Origin of the sequence: Acinetobacter sp. BHS4 (assembly GCF_018454425.1) — a bacterium.
GTDB classification, from domain to species: domain Bacteria; phylum Pseudomonadota; class Gammaproteobacteria; order Pseudomonadales; family Moraxellaceae; genus Acinetobacter; species Acinetobacter pittii.
Genome location: NZ_CP075323.1, coordinates 3,550,878 through 3,572,343, shown reverse-complemented (window position 1 = coordinate 3,572,343; position 21,466 = coordinate 3,550,878). Strand labels below are relative to the sequence as shown.

At 35.7% G+C, this 21,466-nt stretch carries 18 protein-coding genes; 12 read left to right on the top strand and 6 right to left on the bottom strand.

Features of this window, described 5'->3' with window-relative positions; translation table 11 throughout:
* The first annotated feature begins 81 nt into the window (after nucleotides 1-81).
* From KIP84_RS17125 to htpG, 4 genes are all read left to right on the top strand, one after another.
* On the top strand, nucleotides 82-1,506 hold the full coding sequence (locus KIP84_RS17125) for a Na+/H+ antiporter NhaC family protein (protein WP_002114813.1): 1,425 nt from the start codon (nucleotides 82-84) through the stop codon (nucleotides 1,504-1,506).
* 329 nt (nucleotides 1,507-1,835) lie between these two features.
* Complete coding sequence (locus KIP84_RS17120) at nucleotides 1,836-2,420, top strand: OmpW family outer membrane protein (protein ID WP_033849642.1); 585 nt, start codon at nucleotides 1,836-1,838, stop codon at nucleotides 2,418-2,420.
* 187 nt (nucleotides 2,421-2,607) lie between these two features.
* On the top strand, nucleotides 2,608-2,961 hold the full coding sequence (locus KIP84_RS17115) for a lysozyme inhibitor LprI family protein (RefSeq protein WP_017481939.1): 354 nt from the start codon (nucleotides 2,608-2,610) through the stop codon (nucleotides 2,959-2,961).
* Between the two features lie 101 nt (nucleotides 2,962-3,062).
* A complete protein-coding gene (gene htpG, locus KIP84_RS17110; RefSeq protein WP_213688969.1) occupies nucleotides 3,063-4,982 on the top strand; it encodes a molecular chaperone HtpG in 1,920 nt (639 codons plus the stop codon).
* 84 nt (nucleotides 4,983-5,066) lie between these two features.
* Here the strand turns inward: htpG and KIP84_RS17105 are convergent, their stop codons facing one another.
* The 3 genes from KIP84_RS17105 to KIP84_RS17095 all read right to left on the bottom strand — a co-directional run bounded on the left by KIP84_RS17105 (nucleotide 5,067) and on the right by KIP84_RS17095 (nucleotide 8,292).
* Nucleotides 5,067-5,963, bottom strand: coding sequence for a selenocysteine synthase (locus KIP84_RS17105; protein WP_199977270.1), 897 nt, complete (start codon nucleotides 5,961-5,963; stop codon nucleotides 5,067-5,069).
* A 125-nt stretch (nucleotides 5,964-6,088) separates the two neighbouring features.
* A complete protein-coding gene (locus KIP84_RS17100; RefSeq protein WP_213688968.1) occupies nucleotides 6,089-7,231 on the bottom strand; it encodes a hypothetical protein in 1,143 nt (380 codons plus the stop codon).
* Between the two features lie 359 nt (nucleotides 7,232-7,590).
* Complete coding sequence (locus tag KIP84_RS17095) at nucleotides 7,591-8,292, bottom strand: DsbA family oxidoreductase (RefSeq protein WP_199977272.1); 702 nt, start codon at nucleotides 8,290-8,292, stop codon at nucleotides 7,591-7,593.
* Between the two features lie 177 nt (nucleotides 8,293-8,469).
* Here KIP84_RS17095 and KIP84_RS17090 point away from each other — a divergent pair, with 177 nt between their 5' ends.
* Nucleotides 8,470-9,228: a hypothetical protein gene (locus tag KIP84_RS17090; RefSeq protein ID WP_213688967.1), complete on the top strand. Its 759-nt coding sequence runs from the start codon at nucleotides 8,470-8,472 to the stop codon at nucleotides 9,226-9,228.
* A gap of 21 nt (nucleotides 9,229-9,249) precedes the next feature.
* Here the strand turns inward: KIP84_RS17090 and KIP84_RS17085 are convergent, their stop codons facing one another.
* A complete protein-coding gene (locus tag KIP84_RS17085; protein ID WP_213688966.1) occupies nucleotides 9,250-9,615 on the bottom strand; it encodes a MerR family transcriptional regulator in 366 nt (121 codons plus the stop codon).
* Between the two features lie 71 nt (nucleotides 9,616-9,686).
* Between KIP84_RS17085 and KIP84_RS17080 the strand changes: the two genes are divergently transcribed.
* The 3 genes from KIP84_RS17080 (at nucleotide 9,687) to KIP84_RS17070 (ending at nucleotide 14,111) form a co-directional block, all read left to right on the top strand.
* On the top strand, nucleotides 9,687-10,334 hold the full coding sequence (locus tag KIP84_RS17080; RefSeq protein ID WP_213688965.1) for an alpha/beta hydrolase: 648 nt from the start codon (nucleotides 9,687-9,689) through the stop codon (nucleotides 10,332-10,334).
* A gap of 250 nt (nucleotides 10,335-10,584) precedes the next feature.
* On the top strand, nucleotides 10,585-11,076 hold the full coding sequence (locus tag KIP84_RS17075; RefSeq protein WP_213688964.1) for a hypothetical protein: 492 nt from the start codon (nucleotides 10,585-10,587) through the stop codon (nucleotides 11,074-11,076).
* 113 nt (nucleotides 11,077-11,189) lie between these two features.
* Nucleotides 11,190-14,111 (top strand): histidine kinase, encoded by a 2,922-nt coding sequence (locus KIP84_RS17070; protein ID WP_213688963.1) that lies wholly within the window; start codon nucleotides 11,190-11,192, stop codon nucleotides 14,109-14,111.
* Between the two features lie 29 nt (nucleotides 14,112-14,140).
* On the opposite strand, the gene fadA is transcribed toward KIP84_RS17070, so the two are convergent.
* Complete coding sequence (fadA, locus tag KIP84_RS17065) at nucleotides 14,141-15,313, bottom strand: acetyl-CoA C-acyltransferase FadA (RefSeq protein WP_005065826.1); 1,173 nt, start codon at nucleotides 15,311-15,313, stop codon at nucleotides 14,141-14,143.
* Between the two features lie 12 nt (nucleotides 15,314-15,325).
* Nucleotides 15,326-17,479, bottom strand: coding sequence for a fatty acid oxidation complex subunit alpha FadB (gene fadB / locus KIP84_RS17060; protein WP_213688962.1), 2,154 nt, complete (start codon nucleotides 17,477-17,479; stop codon nucleotides 15,326-15,328).
* A gap of 368 nt (nucleotides 17,480-17,847) precedes the next feature.
* Here fadB and KIP84_RS17055 point away from each other — a divergent pair, with 368 nt between their 5' ends.
* The 4 genes from KIP84_RS17055 (at nucleotide 17,848) to KIP84_RS17040 (ending at nucleotide 21,221) form a co-directional block, all read left to right on the top strand.
* Nucleotides 17,848-18,867, top strand: coding sequence for a hypothetical protein (locus tag KIP84_RS17055; RefSeq protein WP_069122161.1), 1,020 nt, complete (start codon nucleotides 17,848-17,850; stop codon nucleotides 18,865-18,867).
* A gap of 189 nt (nucleotides 18,868-19,056) precedes the next feature.
* Nucleotides 19,057-19,971, top strand: a complete 915-nt coding sequence (gene lpxO, locus KIP84_RS17050) for a lipid A hydroxylase LpxO (protein ID WP_000598899.1) — start codon at nucleotides 19,057-19,059, stop codon at nucleotides 19,969-19,971.
* An 84-nt stretch (nucleotides 19,972-20,055) separates the two neighbouring features.
* Nucleotides 20,056-20,181: a hypothetical protein gene (locus KIP84_RS17045; protein WP_014208213.1), complete on the top strand. Its 126-nt coding sequence runs from the start codon at nucleotides 20,056-20,058 to the stop codon at nucleotides 20,179-20,181.
* Nucleotides 20,178-21,221 carry a lysozyme inhibitor LprI family protein gene (locus KIP84_RS17040; protein ID WP_081325627.1) on the top strand — a complete coding sequence of 348 codons (1,044 nt, stop codon included), beginning with the start codon at nucleotides 20,178-20,180 and terminating at the stop codon, nucleotides 21,219-21,221. Before KIP84_RS17045 ends, KIP84_RS17040 begins: the two co-directional genes overlap by 4 nt.
* Nucleotides 21,222-21,466: the final 245 nt, after the last annotated feature.

The following is a 21,466-nucleotide window of genomic DNA, read 5'->3' as shown; positions in this document are numbered from 1 at the left end:
ACTGTTAATTCGGCGATATTTTCGGCTTCATAGATATGAATCTGCTAGAATATTGCCTTTTGTTTTGCTCTGAACTTATTCATGAATGCTGTCGTTATTGCGATTGCAGTGATGTTCTTATTATCACTGGCGCGCGTTTCTGTCGTACTGACTTTAGTGGTTTCTGCCATTGTGGGCGGCCTCGTAGCAGGTTTAAGCCTTTCCCAAACCGTTGAAGCTTTTAACGCTGGTCTTGGCGATGGTGCTGAAGTTGCACTTGCCTATGCAGTGTTAGGGGCATTTGCTCTGGCACTTTCAAAATCTGGATTGCCTGATTTACTTGCCCATAAGCTGATTGGTTTATTGGGAATGGAAGCTGGAAAAAGCCGTCAGACTAAAGTGAAATATCTCCTCTTAGGTATTTTATTAATTTCTGCTATTTTCTCTCAAAACCTTATTCCAGTTCATATTGCCTTTATTCCTGTACTGGTTCCGCCACTGTTACGGGTAATGAACCATTTAAAATTAGACCGCCGCGCCGCAGCCTGTGTACTTACGTTAGGTTTGGTTGGTACTTATATTTTTCTTCCGGTTGGATTTGGTGCAATTTTCCTTGAACAGATTCTGATGGGAAATATCAACAAAATTGGGGCAGCGTACGGCTTACATGTTGATCGAGCAATGATGCCAATTGGCATGGCTATTCCTGTTTTAGGTATGGTGTTAGGCACCTTGGTTGCTGTATTTATTAGCTATCGTAAACCAAGAATTTATGCTGATCGTGCGATTACGCCTGTGACCACGATTGATTTAGATAAACCTATTCGTGCAACTACTCAAGTTGAAACAGCCGACTTAAAAGCAGATGCTGAAGAGTTAAAGCATGAAGCAGAGCAAGCACCAGTTATTGCAAAGAAAACGATCTTGATGGCACTGCTCGCAATTGGCTTGACACTTGCTGCACAGCTGTATTCAGGTTCGATGATTTTGGGTGGTTTAGTCGGTTTTGCTGTTCTATCTACTGCCGGAATTTTTAAATGGCAAGATGCAGATGATGTCTTTGTACAAGGCATGCGAATGATGGCTTTAGTGGGCTTCATCATGATTTCTGCTGCCGGTTTCGCCTCAGTAATGACTCATACTGGTGATATTAATCAGCTAGTAAATGGTGTAGTCGAGATTATTGGAGATAACCGCGCGCTTGCTGCTTTCCTAATGCTTTGTATTGGCTTATTTGTGACAATTGGTATTGGTTCATCTTTCTCGAGTGTTCCTGTATTAGCTGTTATTTATGTGCCTTTATGTGTGCAGTTTGGTTTCTCACCATTAGCAACGATTGCACTTATTGGTACAGCAGCAGCATTAGGTGATGCTGGATCGCCAGCCTCTGATTCAACCTTAGGGCCAACAGCTGGTTTAGGCGTAGATGGGCAACACGATCATATTTGGGATACAGTCGTACCTACCTTTATTCACTTTAATATTCCGCTATTAATTTTTGGCTGGATCGCTGCAATGGTTTTATAAAGTTTTTATAAAATATTAAAGTGTAAACCTTCTTAATCATGATCTTTAGATTTAAATTAAGAAGGTTTTTTATTGTCTAAATAAAACATGTATTTAAAATAAATTATATTAAAACACTCGGAATTTAAAAGTATATTAAAATAGTTGGTAATATAAAATAATCTTGATTAATGAAGTTGGGATAAAAACCTATTAAAATGGTTGGATAATATATAATTTTATTTAAAACAGTAGTTTAAAAATAAACTGTAAAATAATTTTATAATGAGTATTGCATGGTTTTAAAATAAATGTTTATTATAAATATAAATAAGATTGGAGATATTAAAGTGTTCAAAAAAGCTTTGGTTATTGCATTAATGGGGATGTCTTCTTTTACTTTTGCTGGTAACTGGCAAGTGAAATTTGGTGGTAGTGTTATTGCGCCATCAGAAGATACGACACTTGCTGAAAACACTGTAGTTGAAGCAGATGATGAATATGCTTTTACACCATCAGTAGAATACTTCTTTGGCCAGTCTCCATTTTCGGCAGAATTATTATTAGCAACGCCTGTTAATCACGATGTGTTGTTAAATGGAAATAAGGTAGCACGTATTAAACAATTACCACCAACAATTACAGCAAAATATCATTTTAAAAATTCGACTCGTTTCACACCTTATATTGGTGTTGGTGCTACAGCATTTATTGCTTGGGATGAAGATGGTATTGTAAAAGATGTAAAAGAAGATTTTGGTGTAGCAGGACAAGTTGGTTTTAACTTCCAACCTGCTGATGCTAAAAATTGGGGCGTATTTGTAGATGTTCGTTATGCTGATTTAAGTCCTAAAGTTACTTTAAATGATGGGACTAAATTTAATTTAGATATTAATCCTTTTGTTTACACTTTAGGTTATAGCTATAAATTTTAAGCATAATAATAAATAGAAAAATATAATAATAAACCTAGACTCAGGCACCTCACATATATTTTATGTGAGGTTTTTTTATGAATTTTATTTGCACTAAAAAAAGCATAAAACAGACAGTTTTACACATATTTTCTGCAAGTTTTTTTCTAAACTAATTTCTATTCATTACAAGCATGGGAATAAAAACATGAATAACAAATTAGCGATTTGTTTTGCACTTCTGAGCAGTATTGCTTTTACACAAAGTTCACAAGCTGCGAGTTTTTCGTGTGATGCTGCAAAAACGAAAACGGAAAAAAGTATTTGTAAAAATCGTTCTTTAAATGATGCTGATGTAAAAATGGCAACAACGTATCAAATTGTCCTGCATGCTTTACCTATGGGTGGACGTGATAGTCAGAAAGATGCTCAATACCAATGGTTGAAAAAGCGAAATGCTTGTGCGGCTAGCGTAAGTTGTATTAGCAAAGCTTATCAACAACGCCAAAAACAATTGGACACGATATTACAAGATAGAGTGTTAAGCCACGGCCCATTTTAATTAGAGTAAAAATTTTTAATATTCAGGATTGAAAAATTCTAGAAGTACTCCATTCATAAAGCATTCGAGAACAAACAGCTTCAAAATTTAAGGAGTGATTTATGAGTGAACAAGCATCACAAAATTATAGTTTCCAAGCAGAAGTTGCCCAGCTTTTACATTTAGTGACGCATTCTCTCTATTCTAACCCTGAGATTTTCTTACGTGAGCTTATCTCTAATGCATCAGATGCATGTGATAAGTTACGTTTTGAAGGAATTAATCATCCTGAATATTATGAAAATGATCCAGACTTACATGTACGAATCAGCTTAAATAAAGAAGATAAAACGTTAACGATTTCTGATAACGGTATTGGTTTAAGCCAGCAAGAAGCAATTGATAACTTAGGTACAATTGCTAAGTCAGGCACTAAAGATTTCATGTCAAAATTGACGGGTGATCAAAAAGCCGATGCTCAATTGATTGGTCAATTTGGTGTTGGTTTTTATTCAGGTTTTATTGTTGCAGACAAGATTACGGTTGAATCACGCCGTGCGGGTCTAGAGGCATCTGAAGGGGTGCGCTGGATTAGTGGTGGCACAGGCGAGTTTGAAGTTCAGCAAATTGATAAAACTTCACGTGGTACCGACATTATTCTTCACTTACGTGATGATGTGCTTGATTATTTAGAATCTTATAAAGTTAAGCAAATCGTTAATAAATACTCTGACCACATTAGCTTGCCAATTGAAATGCAAAAAGAAGTTTGGCAAGAAGAAGAGGTTGCTGAAGGTGAAGAGCCTAAAGGCGGCCAAATGGTCAAAACTGATGAGTGGGAAGCGATTAACTCGGCAAGTGCTTTATGGACACGTAATAAAAGCGAAGTGACTGAAGAGCAATATATTGAGTTCTATAAAAACTTAACTCATGACTTTGAAGCACCACTGGCTTGGGCACATAACCGTGTTGAAGGTAGTACGGAATATACCCAATTACTCTATATTCCAAGTAAAGCACCACATGACATTTTTACTCGTGAAGCAAAAGCGGGAATTAAGCTATATGTAAAACGCGTCTTTATTATGGACGATGCAGATAACTTAATTCCAAACTATTTGCGCTTTGTGCAAGGTGTAGTGGATAGTGCTGATTTACCGCTTAATGTTAGCCGTGAGTTGTTGCAAGAAAGCCGTGATGTCAAAACGATTCGTGAAGGTAATGCACGCCGTGTATTAACTGTACTTGATGGTTTGGCTAAATCGGAAGATGAAAAAGACCAAGAAAAATTCAAAATATTCTATAGTGAGTTTGGTTCAGTACTTAAAGAAGGCTTGGGCGAAGACTTTGGTAACCGTGAACGTATTTTAAAATTATTACGTTATGCGACTTCAACAAATGATGAAGTAACAACTTCTTTTGCTGACTATAAGGCACGTATGAAAGAGGGGCAAAAAGCCATCTATTATGTGACTGCTGACAGTCTAGCAGCAGCGAAAAACTCGCCACAGCTTGAGTTGTTTAAGAAAAAAGGTATTGAAGTATTATTAATGGCAGAGCGTGTTGATGAATGGGCAATGAATTTTGTCCAAGAGTTTGACGGTACGCCATTAAAGAATGTATCTAAAGGCGCGGTTGATTTAGGTGATTTGCAAGATGCCGAAGAGAAAAAGGCACTTGAGCAAGCGGCTGAACAGTTTAAGCCTGTGGTTGAGAAATTAAGTGATTCGTTGAAGGCTAAAACTAAAGAAGTACGTGTAACAACTCGTTTGGTAGATTCTCCTGCATGTTTAGTAACAAGTGAGGGTGAGTTGTCTCCGCAACTTATTCGTATGCTTAAACAAGCGGGGCAAGCTGTACCTGAAATTAAGCCAATTTTAGAAATTAACCCTGAGCATCCTTTGGTGAAAAAACTTGAAGGTTCAGAACAGTTTGATGATTTGGCAAACGTGATTTTTGATCAGGCTGTGATTGCAGAAGGTGGTTTACCAGAAGACCCAGCAGCTTATGTGAAGCGTATTAATAGCTTATTGTTGAAATAATTTTTTGATATAAAAAAGCCTCTGAACTGTCAGGGGCTTTTTTGTGGATAAAGAAAGAGTTATCCACAACTTGATGATTTTTGGTTAAAAATTAGCTTCAAGATTCATTTGCACACTAAGTTGATGCTTAGGATCATCATCAATATGATTAAAAAAATTAAGATCATTTTGCATAAAAATCCAATCTCGCCATATAGGCTGACGCCATGAAATATAAGGACCCCAGCTATTTAGTCGCATATCATTTTTGGTATATACACCACCGCTATAAATACCGTAAGTCAGACTATTATCTTTTACAAACTCAAATTGTTGAAAAGTCCAATTGCCCCAGTTGTAATCTTCATTTTCGCTCTTGTTCACATTAAATTTATTAGAAAATAATGTGTTATCTTGCATTTTTTGCGTTAGGTTTAGCGTGGTTTCAGTGTAGTTTCGGCTAGTAGAGCCATAGCGAAATATCTGCTCTGTATCAAAGCTAATGTTATGTCTCAAATTCCATTTCTTTTTTGCCAGAAACTGGACATACACATCACTCTCAGAGTTAGATCCTAAATCAAGGTCATTTTCAAAAGGCATCCATGTTGAAATGGTGGCCCAGCTTGCACTCAGTGGATTAGTAGCCGAAACCTGTGCCGATGAGGTCTTCTTCTTTTTCTTACCAAAGGCTTTATAAGTTTGTTCAGGCTGAGTCGCACGTTTCCATAACGTATCATTTCCAAATACAGCCATAAGTTCTTGAATTAAACCAGCATCAGATAAAGCATTGTGTGCTTCTACTTCACAAGGTGAGTGTGAAAATGATTGTCTTTTTACTTTAGCGAAGCTTGTAGAAGAATAGGGGTAACGCCGTGACCGTTGGTGTTTTAAAGAGTTATAAAAAAATTGAGTATGTGGAAGTAAAGCTAATAGACCTAAACTATAAATACAAATGAAGACTGTCGATTTATTTTGAAGTGGAGAAGAAGAAAATTGATTCATTTTTAAAGATAAGGAATCAAAAATAAAATTAGAACAAAACTTTAAAAGGCTAATCTTAAAATTTTATTTAAAAGTATTTTATTCTTCATCACCTTGGATAAGGTTCCAAGGTGATGCTATTTAGCTTAAAAGAGTGCTTCTAAGCGTAAGAAGGTACTAACAAAATGATTACGATCTTCACGGTGGTCATTAAAGTAATTTACATCGCCTTGTACAAAGAACCATTCCCGTAAAACGGGTTGGCGCCATGAAACAAACGGTCCCCAACTATTCAAACGCAAGTCATTGTCATTGTAATAACCACTTGTATAAATACCATAGTTAAAACGATTGTTTGCAAAGAAACTGTGCTCACGGAAAGTTCGGTTTTCCCAAGCTAGATCATCGTCTTGATCATCAGCATAGGTCAGGCTGAACTGATTCGATAAAAACGGTTGATTTGGCCTAGCATGTGTAAGTTCAAGATTGGTACGCAGATAGTTTTCGCTATCTATGCCGTAACGATAAATTTGCTCTGCATAAAACTTAAAATCATTACGAAGTTGCCAGTCTCTTGATGCTTTTAAACGAACATAAATATCGTCTCCAGAACGAATACCTAAGTCAGCATCTGTTTCAAAAGGTAACTTTTTCGAGAAATTTGACCAACGTAAAGCGATTGAGCTGTTGTCATCTCGAGTTCGTTTACCATCTAACTTTTTATTTGGATCTTGATTGGGATTCTGATTGACATTGGCTGGGCTATTATTAAATTCGTCATCTAAAGAGTCATCACCAAATACCACGCTAATGCGTTTCTCTAGAGTAGGTAATTTAATCTTACCGCGAATTCTGGGTTTGATTTCATAGTTATCGTATTCATTCCAATAGTTATCGACCATGACACGAATGGTTGCGGTAGCTGGCTTTTGTGGATCGACTTCACCAAACCAATTATCAATTTTTTCAGAAGTACGATCGGCCCAATTACGAATTTTCTTTTGCTTACGGTCAACCCAGGTTTGATCTTCTGTTTGTTCGGTAGGTGGAACAATAGGTTGATTAGACTGCTCTGGAAAAATGGTTGGAGTCGCGTCCACCCAGCGCGGAATTCGATCTAACAGATTTTCATCTGAGTTAACTTCGGTTTGTACTCCAGATGATGTACTTCCTACTTGTTGGTTTGTAGAAGAAGAGGCAGTCTCTGCATGAGCGATGCATACTGAACCAAATCCAATAGTTAAAAGTGCAAAAAGCTGCCGGTATGGCATTACATGAAATGTTTTCATATCTATCTTTATGTTTTGTTGTTGTTTCCACTTTTGTTGATTTTTCTAATAAAATCAAGAGGGAGACACAAAAGTTAAGTAAATTTAACTTTTTTTACATATTTGAAATAAATGAAAAAGTTTAAGCTAGTAGCGGTTATTTTTAGCCAAAAAAAATCCCCCAGTGAAGGGGGACGATAGATCAAGGAAACTTTAAATTCCGATCATTAAACACATAAAAAACAGAACATTACAGCGCGAATATTCTAAGCGGCAATAATAAACTGATTTTTAGCAATTAGATAGTTCTTTTTTTAGAACGCTCTATTGCTAAAATGGTGATAAAACATACGATTTGATCACATTTTAATTGTGTTGATCTATTTCTGTGGAATATCACATGATTCATCAGTACAAACAGCTGCATCATCTTGCTCGACTTCTTCAGTATTTGCTCTGATTTGCGCTTTTTCTAAAACTTGTAAAAAGACTTCACGAGGTTGAGCACCAGCAAGCGCGATTCTTTGGTCGAATACAAAAAATGGCACACCAGTTACATTGAGCTGCTCTTGAGCAATTTTTTCATCATGACGGACAAAGTCAGATAGTTCGTTGGTATCTAATACATATTCAACTTCAGCATTGTCTAAACCAATACGAGATGCGATTTCTTCTACAACTTCACGTTCACCAATTGCCAGACCTTCGGTCATATAAGCATGGAAAAAGGCTTCTTTAGCTTCATTACCTAAACCTTTGCTTTGTGCAAGGTGAATAATACGGTGTGCATTAAAACTATTGCCAGAGTTGGCTTTTTGCCATTGAAAATCAATACCTTCAGAGGCAGCCATGGCCGCAATATTGCGTTCCATTTCTTCCATCTCTTCATAGGTACGGCCATATTTTTTAGCTAAACGCTCAGTATTTGAAGTGTCATGTTTTGCTGGCGCATCAGGATCTAATTCAAAACTATGCCAGTGAATTTCAAGATCAATACCTGCTTCCGCAGCGACATGTTCAAGGCGTTTTTTGCCGATATAACAGAAAGGGCAAACTACATCAGACCAGACATCAACACGCATGGGAGAATCTCATAAATTTTAATTACCCATCATAATAGGGATGATGCACAAGGATTTAAAGCTTTGAGTAGCGAATACAGTGTTGCGTATTGTGAAATAAATGGCATATAAAGAAGAATAAGCTCTATTTTATAACTATAAAGAGCAAAACTATAAGAATGGAAATAGGAGGTGTGTATGCGCCGAGTTTTGATTGCGATTGCAAGTCTAATTGTTGTTATAAGCATAATTTTTTTCACCTATCAACATATCAAACAGCAGCAGGCCAAAGACAGTAGTCAAATGTTTGATGTCGTCATGACTGAAAAAATGAATCAGCTTTATGAACAAGCACAAGACTGGTCTAAACCCGTCCAGCTCGATATTCATGATAAGCGTTTGGCAGGGCACTATAAGCAAATTTCAGAATTCCTTTTAAGTTATTGGATTCAAAATATAAATGCACGAAACGCATACTTGAGAGAACTTAAAGCAGCAAAATGGGATACTTTTTTAAATGTGGATCGTTTAGATCTTGATAAAAAGCAAAAATTTGTAGAAACCGAAAAAATGCTAGCTGATGTTCGTAAAGCTTCAGATCAGTACCAGACTGAATATGAAAAGATTCATAAAACTTTCTTAGCAAAGGTTCAGGAATTATCTGTTGATGCAGAGATGAGACAACTCCTTGAAATGAAATTGGGAACACAGCAAAAAGCCGATCAAGATCATGCAATTTTTATGATTGAACTAGAAATTTTAGATAAAGCTGAACAAATGTTTAAGCTTCTAAAAAATTATGAATGGCAAAAAAAAGATCAGATGATTCTTTTTCATGAAAATGCTCAGGTCAAACAGTTTAATGGGCTTTATCAAGATGTTCTAAAACTAAATGCAAAAATTGAAAAAATTAAGAAAAAGAATGTGGCCGCTCTCGAAGGAGATTTAAAAGAATAAGCAAAGCATGAGCATCAAAAATTATGGTTTGGTGCTTTCGACTTTTCCTTTGGTTAAAAAAGATTGTAATAAACTTTGAGAAGATTGTAGTTTGATTAACTGCTCAGACACATGCATGAGCTCAGTTTGCAGCTTTTCTTGAACTACTGAACATAGCGTAAATACGCGTTCATCTAAATCAAAACAAGGCAGCAAGACCTGAATATCTTTTAGGTGCATGCCTGCATCATTTAATATTTTAATTTTCTTAATATTTTCAATATCTTTTTGCGTATAACTTCGATAGTTATTACTCGCTCGAAGAGGCTGTATAAGCCCTAAGCTCTCGTAATAACGCAGCATACGAGGACTTACTTTTGTAAGCTCGGCAACTTTAGCTAAGTTCATAAAATGGGGTTGACCTTAACAGTGGTGTCATAGTTTAGCATGTTTTTATCTTTCAAAATGGTACTTGTTCAATGATCAGAAAACTCATTTTATTGGTGTTATTCGTATTAATGTCATTTGTTGCAAATGCCAAAACACTTGAACTTCAGGAGAAGAACATGCGTCAAATATTTGTGTTTCATGGTTACTCTGCTTCTATAGAGGATCATTGGTTTCTAGATTTAAAACATCAAATAGAAAATGAAAATATAACGGTTACTTTAATTCCATTTCCAGATTCTGAGAATCCGGACGTAGAGGCATGGCAGAAAGTTTTAGATCAACAGATCCCTAAGGTGGATGAAAATACCTATTTTGTTGCGCACAGTTTAGGGGTGATTACGTTACTGCACTTTTTGCAAAGACACGATTATCAAAATATTGGAGGAATGATTTTAGTATCTGGATTTTCTGGTTTCATTTCAGATTCTTCTGTACTTAATAGTTATATAACCAAGAGTAAAGTCGATACAAATTACTTTAAGGGCATAAAGAAAAAGCTGGTGTATTTATCGGATAATGATGATTTAGTTCCGCCAAAACTGACTATTGAATTGGCGAAAGAAATTGATGAGCCGTACATTACCGTTCCTAATGGCGGACACTTTTTGGGTAGAGAGGGTTATACGAAATTTCCGCAATTAGTTGATTCTTTAAAACAGATGTTAGACAGCAAATAAAACCAATAAGTTAAATTGCACTCTATAATCTGAATACTTTTGTTTTGTTCAAGTTATAGAGTGTTTTATATAAATTTCATTCTTGAATAAATAAAGTCTCTTACTATTACATTAAAAATTTTAATTATATTTACCGTTTATCTGAGCCTTACTGAATCAAATTCGACTTTGTTGTAGCCTATTTATAGATACTTTTAATTTAATCATCATCTTTTAATTGAAATAGGGTGACTGATTTTTGGAGCAAGTTATGAACTTTCTAAAACAATCAGCCTTCATTGCTGCATTTGCTTTTATGGGTTTACCGACTGTTCAAGCAGAGGAAGTAGCGACTTTACCAACAATTCGCGTTATGGCTGAATCTGAGCTACGTGAAGAGGTAGGATTTGTACCCTTCCAAGAAGATAAAAAAGTGCGTCAGGCTCTTCAACATCATGAGTATAAAACGCATTACGATATACAAAATGCTTTAGTCCCTGAAGGCTTGACTACAGTAGATTATCAGCCAGTTATGGCACAGCCCGATTTGTCCCAGCTTTCTCCATTTCTACAAGAATATATTTTAGCGGTAGCGGGTGGAATACAGTCTTCTGATCCAACCAATGGTATCTTTGAAATGTTAAGACCTTTGAATATTAATCGAAGTAATGTCGATGCTTATCGTGAGGGTACGATGAAAGTAAACCTTAATGACCTCATAAAATTACAACAGCAAATTCAAGACGGTTTAAAAGGCCGTTAAAATAAAAATCCCCGCATTGAGCGGGGATTTTTATTTAAAAAGAATCTGTTATTTTGATCGAAAAATAAAAGATGCGGTATTATCAGGGTAACTATACTTTTAAAAATAAAGATATGAGCACTCAATTAATCGCACATTTAAAAAAGAAATGTGAAGCTGATGACAATGTAAAAATTTTACTTTCTCAGTGGGAGTTTGATCAAAAACTTGTAGGAAAAGCTTTAGAAAATATTGGGGGATTTTATCCACACTTTAGTAATCATAATGCCTCACATTCACAGCAGATTTTAGTCAATATTGAACGTATTTTAGGAAATGATATTGATTTATTAAGTGCAACTGATACTTGGTTAATTCTTGAAGCGGCATATTGGCATGATGTTGGGATGTTAATCGATGCTCAAAATGCGAAAGCAGTACATTCTAATCCTGATTTTAATTTTATGATTCAAACAATTGCCAATGAAAAGGGACATGATCTTCAAAAATTTTGTCAAGCCTATATTGAACAAAATTGGTTGTCGGCAATTGGTACTGTAGATCATCCTTTTGATGGCATTGAGCAATATCGTCAATTAGTTGCTGAGTGGTTTAGACGTGGGCATGACAAACGAGTTGGCAAAATTGTTGAAGATCCTTTTAAAGATTTAGGCATAACTTCCCCTAGAACCGAACTTTTACCTAACCGCATTTATCGTTATTTAGGACAGATTTGTGTCTCTCATGGTATGAGTTTTGATACTTTGATAGAAACATTACCTTATAAACAGACTGGTTTAGGTACAGAAAATTGTCATCCGCGATTTATAGGTTGTTTGCTTCGTTTAGGTGACTTATTTGATCTAGATGACAATCGTTTTTGCCCTGTTATGGCAAAGCACGTCAGTAATATGCCTTCAGTGAGTAAACATCATCATGATAAGCATCTATCTTTGAGAGAATTTCAACTGGATAAACGAACAGTAAAGCTTGTTGCTGAATGTCCAGATGAAATGTCTTATGTAGAGACACAAAATTGGTTTGGTTGGATACGTGAAGAATTTCAAAATCAAATGTCACAATGGAATCTGATCGTACCTAATTTAAAATTTGGTTCACTTCCAACTATCGAACAATTAGATGTAAGAATGGAGTTGAAATATGAAAATGGTTTTAAAAGGGAAAAACTACTCCTAAATAATAAGCCGATGAAGTTTAAGTTGGATGAAAAAAATGCCATGGAGTTATTACAAGGTGCAAACTTGTATAGTGATGAATTCAGTATTTATCGTGAACTTATTCAAAACTCTATTGATGCGACAATGTTAAGAATATGGCTTGAAGAGGATCAAGGAATCCTTAAAGAATTATATCCCTACCATAAGGATTTTCTAAAAATTCTAGAAAAATATCCACTTCAATTAGAAATTAATAAAGTTAAAAATATTGAAGGATCGTTGGATAGTATCTGGGAATTTCAAATTATAGATCAAGGAATTGGGATGAGTATGGTTGATCTTGGCTATATGCAAACTATGGCAGGATCAAGCAAAAATATACATAAGAAGAAAATTATAAATGAGATGCCAAAATGGATGAGACCTTCGGGGGAGTTTGGTATAGGTTTACATAGTGCATTTCTACTTACAAAAGATTTACCTGCTGAAATGCAAAGTATTAGGTTTAATACATATAGCTATTTTACACATGATAGTTTGGATGTTGAAATGTATTCACCTTTAGGAGGTAAGCAAGGTTTTTGCTTTATAACAAGAAATATAGGTCAAACCAAAAAAGTGGGTACAAATACAAGATTTTATATTAGATGTAATTTTGATTTAGAGGAAATAGAGGGAGGGAAGGATCTTAATTTAATGGATATTGAAGTATTTGAAAAAAAATGGGCAGAATATCAGAAGGAAAAAATATATAAGGAAATTTTAGAAAATGCACCAATTTATACTGTGGGATTCATAAAGGAATTGATACCAGATGTAATTTGGGATAAGGAAAAACAAGTCGCATTTTATCTAAAATCTAAAACTAATAATGATGAAGGTCGATATGCATTTCTATTCAAAGGGCAAAAAGTAGAAATAAATGACCACAGAGGTTATGGTTTGTACAGTTATAGCTATTTTGACTATATGGTTGATATATATGGTGTTAATGCTAAAGAGGTTTTAAATATAAGTAGAGATTATTGGAATTTGGATTTTGAATGTCAACATTCAGATTATCTAAAGGAATTATTTGAAAAACATATTTCTCAAACTAAAAACTTTGAAACAGATCTTCTGAAATTAACCTATGGAGCTGATTATAATATTGATTTTGAACTCTCTAAAGAATGGGAGAATCAAAGAGTAAATGGATACGAAATATTAGATATATTAAATAAAGATGGATTTTATATATTGGAAATAAGTAGTGATTCTGAAGATTATCAAACTAAAAGAGATAATATAGTGAAACTATTTAATAATTATATTATTTTGGAGAAAAAACAATATATTGAAGAATTGATGTTGTATGCTTTAGATAATTTTTGCGTTATGCAAAGATATAATATTTATACCTTGAAATTTACTAAAAGTGAAAATTATTATCCTGAAACTGTTGGTTTGAAGTTTTATAGTAAATCAATTGAACCTGATGATAAGTACAGTGATTTAGTTTGGGAAAAGGAAACTCCATATTATCCTAATGAGGAGGAGAATATATTTGAAAGTCTATGGTTGAGTTTGAGAAAACAACCTACTTATAAACTTGAAGTTACCGATGTATATAGAGAGTATCTGAGTCAAAATAATGACAAGTTGGGTTTATTAAAAAAATTCGATAAACTTTTTTTTAAGTATAAAGAGTATTGGGATGATTTAGCAATTTTATCTCCTTATCAGGTTGTTAATAATGAAATACAAATTTTGGACTTGGATAAATTAAGCGCTTATCTCGCGAATAGAAAAAATGATTTAATGAATGTAAACGAATATAAAAGATTATATGAAAATTTAATAATAGAGATTGATAAATTTAAAGAAACCCCGCAATAAGCGGGGTTTCTTTTTTACGTAGTTAAAACTTAAACACGTTCGATCACTGTTGCAATACCTTGACCAAGGCCGATACACATAGTCGCAAGACCAATTTGAGTATCTTGTTGCTCCATTACGTTCAACAACGTAGTGGTGATACGCGCACCAGAACAGCCTAGTGGGTGACCCAAAGCAATCGCACCACCATTTAAGTTAATGATGTCTTGCTTGTCATAAATACCTAAGCCTTTCATTACTGATAAGCCTTGAGCAGCAAATGCTTCGTTTAACTCGATAGTTTGAATATCAGCCATCGTTAAACCAGCACGTTTAAGCGCTTTTTGAGTTGCTGGAACTGGACCGTAACCCATGATTGCTGCGTCACAGCCTGCAACCGCCATAGAGCGAATTACAGCGCGTGGTTTTAAACCTAACGCTTGTGCGCGTTCCGCAGACATAAGTAACATTGCAGAAGCACCATCAGACAAAGCTGAAGATGTAGCCGCAGTTACAGTACCGCCTTTCGGGTCAAATACAGGACGTAATGCTTTGAACGCTTCAAGGTTTGCATCTGGACGAATTACTTCGTCGATGTCGCAAAGGATTTTAAAGCCATTAGCATCGTGGCCTTCAACACCAACGATTTCATTTTTGAAACGACCTTCTTGAGTTGCAGCCCAAGCACGGCGGTGAGATTCAACACCAAAAGCGTCTTGCTCTTCACGGCTAATGCCATTCATGCGACCTAACATTTCAGCAGTTAAGCCCATCATGTTAGATGCTTTTGCATAGTGTTTAGATGCTTCTGGGTTTAGGTCGATGCCATGCATCATACCTACGTGGCCCATGTGCTCTACACCACCAATAATGAAAATATCACCTTGGTTTGTTGCAATCTGTGCAGCAGCAGTATGAAGCGCTTGCATAGAAGAACCACAAAGACGGTTTACTGTTTGACCAGCAACAGTTTTTGGTAAGTCAGCCAATAAGCCGATGTTACGGCCAATGTTCATACCTTGTTCTAGAGTCTGGTTTACACAGCCCCAGATCAGGTCTTCAACTTCGTTTACATCAAACTGGTTACGGGCAACGAGTGCACGAACCAATTCAGCAGATAAGCTGTCAGCACGTACATTACGGAACATACCGTTTTTGGTTTTACCCATTGCAGAACGTACGCCATCAACGATGACAACGTCACGTGGATTTAAAGTAGCCATTCACGTTGCTCCTTAACCGTAGAATTTTTTGTTGTTAGCAGCCATGTCGCGCAACATTTGTGGCGCTTCATAAGCCTTACCTAAGTGTGCATATTTGTCGCAAAGTGCAACGTATTCAGCAACACCAGTCTGGTCGATATAACGACATGGACCACCACGGAATGGAGGGAAACCTACACCCATAATCATTGCCATGTCTGCTTCAGCAGCAGTTGCAACAATGTTGTCTTCTAAGCAACGAACTGTTTCGTTACAGAAAGCAAGCATCATGCGGTCAATGATTTCTTGGTTATCAAACTCGCGTTTCTCACCCGTTACGAAAGGAGCAATGATTTCATACGCTGTTGGATCAACAGTTTTTGCTTTCTTGCCTTTCTTATCGAGTTCGTATTTGTAGAAACCAACGTCATTCTTTTGACCAAGACGTTTAGCTTCGTACATTGCTTGGATTGAACCTTTGTAGTCTGGCTTCATACGGTCTGGGAAACCTTCAGCCATGACTTCTGCGCCATGTACACCCGTGTCGATACCTACAACGTCGATAAGGTAAGCAGGACCCATTGGCCAGCCAAACTTAGACATTACATTGTCAATTTGCTGGAAGTCTGCGCCGTCTTTTACAAGAAGGTCAAACGCACCAAAGTAAGGGAACAATACACGGTTAACCAAGAATCCTGGGCAGTCATTTACAACGATCGGTGTTTTACCCATTTTTTGAGCAAGAACAACAGTAGTTGCAATCGCTTCTTCAGAAGTCTTTTCACCACGAATCACTTCTACAAGCGGCATCATGTGAACTGGGTTGAAGAAGTGCATACCAACGAAGTTTTCAGGACGTTGTAATGCTTTTGCTAAACGCGTGATTGAAATCGTAGAAGTATTAGAAGCAATAATCGTATTTTCACGAACATTCTTTTCAGTGTCTGCAAGAACGATTTCTTTTACTTTTGGATTTTCTGTAACTGCTTCGATCACGATATCAACTTCTTTAAACTCATCGTAGCTTAAAGTAGGACGGATACGTGCAAGTGTTTCACCCATTTGCGCAGGTTTCATTTTCTTACGTTCAACTTGTTTAGTTAACAAGCTGTTCGCTTCTTTCATACCTAAAGCAAGTTGTGGATTACCAATATCTTTCATGATAATTGGTGTACCTTTGCTTGCCGCTTGGTAAGCAATACCACCACCCATGATACCAGCGCCAAGTACAGCCGCTTGGTTTACAGGGTGTGCACCTTTTTCATATTTTTTAGCAGTTTTCTTAACAACTTGGTCGTTGAGGAATAAACCAATCAATGCACCAGCTTGTGGCGTAATCGCAGCTTTTGCAAAACCTTCCGCTTCAGCTTTTAATGCTTCGTCACGCGCAAGGCTTGCACCCGCTTGTAATGAATCAAGTAATAATTTTGGAGCAGGGTATTGAGCAGGGTTTGCTTTAGCAAGCACTGCACCTTTCGCAGTATTGAACGCCATCATTTGTTCAAGCGGATTCAATTTTACAGCTTCAAGCTTTTCTTGACGTTTTGCTTTCCAGTTTAAACGACCAGAAATTGCTTGCTTAACCAAGTCAGTTGCAGCTTCAAGTAATTTATCAGCAGCTACAACCGCATCTACAGCACCATCTTTTAGAGCAGCAGCCGGTTTTTTAGGAGCAGCCATCGCCATCCATTCAACCGCATTGTCGATACCGATCAGACGGCTTAAACGTACGCTACCGCCAAAACCTGGGTAAATACCAAGTTTAATTTCCGGTAAGCCCACTTGTGCAGCTTCTGACATCACACGATAGTCACAAACTAAACACATTTCAAAACCGCCGCCTAACGCCATACCGTTAATAGCAACAACTTTTGGAATTTCTAAATCTTCAAAGCTATTGAAGATTTCGTGAACAGGCATAAGCCAGTCAACAATTGCTTTTTCGCCTTGTGCGAAGTTTTCACCAAATTCGGTAATGTCTGCCCCAACAATAAATGTCGATTTGCCTGAGGTAACAACTAAGCCTTTAATATCATTATTTGCTTTTACCGCAGCAATAGCAGCTTGGAAATCTTCAATTGTTGCACGGTTAAATTTATTGACCGACTCACCTTGTAAGTCAAAGCGGAATTCTGCAATTCCGTCCGAAAGCATTTGGACGGTAATGGCATTGCCAGCGTGGATCATGCCTGATCTCCTTAGTTTTGGAGGACTTCTAAGTTGATGTTATGAAGCGTGTGCACATCTTAGGTACACATTTATGCTTCGCTAATCTTACGATAACTATATCTAAAAAAAACCTGACAAGTTGTATCAAGCCGTGACGCAAGGGTCATCAATTATTTTTAAATAATTTTTTTAATCTATATTTATGAAAAATATATTTTTAATTGTAAAAGCTTCTTGTTAAGAAGGGACAAGATAAAGTTAGAAAATGTAGTAGACAATTAATAAATTATTTTTGGTCTAGTAATAAAAATTAATATTTTGTGTGAATTATTAGACAGACAGTATTGTCTATTTTTTTATCTTTGGATAAACTTTGTGTTATAAAAATGTTCAATAAAGTATCTATTATGTTAAAAAATAAATTTATGATTTTGGCCATCCTTCCTTTTATGTTGAGTGCATGTGGAGGCGGTGGTTCTAGTGATAATAATTCTGCAAATAACACAACAGTAGAGTCGAATGATTCAATTAAAAATGGATCACGATACTATGAGGTAAATTATCAAGTACTTGGAGAAAATAATGATAGCTTATCAATAAGTTATTATGAGATTAACAATAAACGTATTTATGGAGTAGATAGCAATCAACCCCTGAATCGATATATTGTGACGCAAAATCATTTATATACCCCTCAAGATAAGTTCACTTCAATAATTGACGTAAAATCAATGGATGAGTGGACTTTGAATGTTATAGATAATATTAAAACTGATTGGAAGCTTGAAAAAGTTAATCTAGCGGGGAAAAATATTTTTGACACAGTATTGCCAGGTTTTAGAAAATATGGATTTGATACAAATAATCCATATTTTACAGCTAGAAAGTTTTTAAGTTCATACGGACAAGATACTTTTCCTACAGGTAGTACTTGTTATCGTTTGTCTTCCATCAAAAATAACCAGGAGTTTATAAATTTTAATACAAACAATCCTCTAAATTATTCTTTTGATCTCATACATGAAGACAATCTTCTAACTGCGCAGGGCTTTCAAACAGTTGCTCCTGATCTAGCAATAGTGAACAAACAAGGGCAGTTTATGGGAATAGATTGGACTACTTTGTATAGTACGAAAACTGGAGCAGAGTTAGATGGGTTTTCAGTGATTCAATATAATGGACAAGTTTTTGATGACGTTAGTTATAATGGTGTTCAGGAGCAGACCCGTACAGCACAGATACAATTTCTTAAAGATATAATATCTTCGAATTTATTGTCTGAAAATTCTGAAGCATTAAGAGAAATCAGATTTGACCTTGAAAATCTAGATAAAGGTTGTTTTTTATACAATCAAACTGCTGTCAACAAGCTTGAAAGTCTTAAGTTAATCAATTGGAATCAATAAATTATTTCTTTGTTTCAAAAGTTGCTAATTTTCTAGTAAGTTAGCAACTACTATTGCATATTCTGGTGAAAGATATAGTCACTAGCAGTAATGAAAGTAAAATCAGTATAATAAATATAGACAATGTGTTGAAGCCTTTACTACACAACACTATTTTTTAATTTTATTACTAAATTCGAGCAAAGATACATGATTAAGTGGATCATATTAGCGATTTTTGTGATATCAGCATTGTATATCCAACATCGCGGCAAAGTGCGTCACTCGTTTTATCGTCAATTTTTTGACCATTCAACCTTGCTCGCACCGATTAACTTTTTAATGTACATCTTTTCAAAGGTGCCGAATCAGCCTTATATCGACACACAGCATTTTAAAGATTTAAAAGTGCTGGATGAAAATTGGGAAATGATTCGAGATGAAGCGAAAGCTTTATATGACCAAGGCGGAATTAAAGCTTCAAGTACCTATAACGACTTGGGTTTTAACTCATTCTTTAAAACAGGTTGGAAGCGTTTTTACCTCAAATGGTATGAATCGAGTCATCCATCTGCTGCTGAGCTTTGCCCAAAAACTACAGCACTTCTTAAAACATTGCCGACAATTAAAGCAGCAATGTTTACCGAGCTTGCACCTGACAGCCGTTTGGTAAGACACCGTGATCCATATGCAGGTTCTTTGCGTTATCACTTAGGTCTAATTACACCAAATGATGATCGTTGTTTTATTGACGTCGATGGCGAAAGATATTCTTGGCGTGATGGTCAAAGTGTTGTGTTTGATGAAACTTATATTCACTATGCTGAAAATAAGACTGATCAAAACCGTATTATTTTCTTTGCAGACGTTGAACGTCCAATGAAAGTAAAATGGATGGAGCGTTTCAACCATTGGTTTGGTCGTAATGTGATGACTGCGGCAAGCTCACCGAATGAAACAGGCGACCAAACAGGTGGCCTAAATAAAGCTTTTGGTTATGTCTATCAAATTCGTATTAAAGCTAAAGCATTAAAAGCTAAAAACCGTAAGTTGTATTACTTCTTAAAATGGTTCCTCATGCTTGGGATTTTCTTCCTGATTTTTGTTCGACCATATGTATTTTAATTAAAGCGCCCGAAAGGGCGTTTTTTATTTTGATTATTTAAATAATTTGCATTTATTTTATGCATTTAAAAAAAGATTATTGGCATGAATAGTACTTTATTTAAAATTTTAGGTGAATTTTATATTAATTATTGGGATGATAATACAACTGGTAAATATATACCTTTCTTGTACTTAATAAATTTAAAAATTTGCGTGGAATATAAATGAATACGGTGATGAAACAAGCTTTAGTAATAACTACATTCAGTGCAGCAGTAATATTGACTGGATGTGATAAATCTAAGCCAGAGCCAAAATCAAAAACAGAAAAAGTTGAGGTAGTTTCGGATTGGAGTTGTACACACCCTGAGAATTTAAATCAGATTCAAACTTCTTTGAAAAAAGAATATTTGAAGCAAATTGAGCGTAGCTTAAGACAAAGTCAATATCAGGTTGATGCAGATATTCTTAATAAAATTAATCAAGGTTTGAAGTTTGAAATTAAAAATATCCGCACTTTACCATTAGAAGACGAAAGCCAAAAAAATACACAATTAAGTTGTGAAAGCCAATTGGTCATTTCACTGCCGAAAGGTTTACAAAAACGTGCGGAAAAAGCATATATTGAAGAGCTGCGTCATTCTGATGAAGAATCACAGACGCTCAATGACTATTTTTCGGATAATGAATCATCTTTGACTCTTGAAAATGACCAATTGAAAGGTGACTTTTTCTATAACATCACAAAAACAGATAAAGAGGGTTTGGTGTTTGACTTGCCAACTCAAAATAGTGTGATTGAAGGATTGGTTTTTGTTGCCACTAAAGCTGTGCAATATGCAGCTTATATTAAAGAAAATGAGTTGATTGAGGAAAATATTGAAGAAAATCAGCAAATATCTGAACAAAATAATGAAGAGCAGACTGCTTTGGCTCAGGAAGCCATGGATGTTCGTAAAAAAGAATTGGATAGTGACAAAGCGAAGCAAGTGGAACGCTTAAATCAGACTTGGGACAAATTGAGTGCTGAGAAAAAAAACCAATTTAAACAAGACCAATCGGATTGGTTTAAAAAACGTGATGTTGAATGTAAGGTTCTGGCACAAAAGACTGTAGATGAAATTCCTGAAAAAGACTTAGAAACTTACCAAAAGCAATCCGATTATTGGACTGCTGACATGCGTAAGCAAAACCAAGAGATGCAATATACACAGTGCTTTATTCAAAAAACGATAGAGCGAACGGTTTATTTAAATAATTTAAATTAATCCTAAAACTCTTTATAAATGCTTGGCCAGTCGTATTGAAAGGAATGCGATTAACCAATTACGGGCAAATACTCTACTTTTACAAATAGGGGTTTAAGCTCAGTAATTGAATTTCATTTGTAATGTATATTTAAATAAATATTAAAGCGCCCGAAAGGGCGTTTTTTTTATGACATAGTGTATCTAATAAATTTTGTGACCTATTTCACGATGCTGGTAATTTGTTACAACTATTAAAAGTCAAT

Coding starts and splice junctions, on each gene's coding strand:
- KIP84_RS17125 (WP_002114813.1), top strand. CDS start 82: ATGAATGCTGTCGTTATTGCGATTGCAGTGATGTTCTTATTATCACTG.
- KIP84_RS17115 (WP_017481939.1), top strand. CDS start 2,608: ATGAATAACAAATTAGCGATTTGTTTTGCACTTCTGAGCAGTATTGCT.
- htpG (WP_213688969.1), top strand. CDS start 3,063: ATGAGTGAACAAGCATCACAAAATTATAGTTTCCAAGCAGAAGTTGCC.
- KIP84_RS17105 (WP_199977270.1), bottom strand. CDS start 5,963: ATGAATCAATTTTCTTCTTCTCCACTTCAAAATAAATCGACAGTCTTC.
- KIP84_RS17100 (WP_213688968.1), bottom strand. CDS start 7,231: ATGAAAACATTTCATGTAATGCCATACCGGCAGCTTTTTGCACTTTTA.
- KIP84_RS17095 (WP_199977272.1), bottom strand. CDS start 8,292: ATGCGTGTTGATGTCTGGTCTGATGTAGTTTGCCCTTTCTGTTATATC.
- KIP84_RS17090 (WP_213688967.1), top strand. CDS start 8,470: ATGCGCCGAGTTTTGATTGCGATTGCAAGTCTAATTGTTGTTATAAGC.
- KIP84_RS17085 (WP_213688966.1), bottom strand. CDS start 9,615: ATGAACTTAGCTAAAGTTGCCGAGCTTACAAAAGTAAGTCCTCGTATG.
- KIP84_RS17080 (WP_213688965.1), top strand. CDS start 9,687: ATGATCAGAAAACTCATTTTATTGGTGTTATTCGTATTAATGTCATTT.
- KIP84_RS17075 (WP_213688964.1), top strand. CDS start 10,585: ATGAACTTTCTAAAACAATCAGCCTTCATTGCTGCATTTGCTTTTATG.
- KIP84_RS17070 (WP_213688963.1), top strand. CDS start 11,190: ATGAGCACTCAATTAATCGCACATTTAAAAAAGAAATGTGAAGCTGAT.
- fadA (WP_005065826.1), bottom strand. CDS start 15,313: ATGGCTACTTTAAATCCACGTGACGTTGTCATCGTTGATGGCGTACGT.
- fadB (WP_213688962.1), bottom strand. CDS start 17,479: ATGATCCACGCTGGCAATGCCATTACCGTCCAAATGCTTTCGGACGGA.
- KIP84_RS17055 (WP_069122161.1), top strand. CDS start 17,848: ATGTTCAATAAAGTATCTATTATGTTAAAAAATAAATTTATGATTTTG.
- lpxO (WP_000598899.1), top strand. CDS start 19,057: ATGATTAAGTGGATCATATTAGCGATTTTTGTGATATCAGCATTGTAT.
- KIP84_RS17045 (WP_014208213.1), top strand. CDS start 20,056: ATGAATAGTACTTTATTTAAAATTTTAGGTGAATTTTATATTAATTAT.
- KIP84_RS17040 (WP_081325627.1), top strand. CDS start 20,178: ATGAATACGGTGATGAAACAAGCTTTAGTAATAACTACATTCAGTGCA.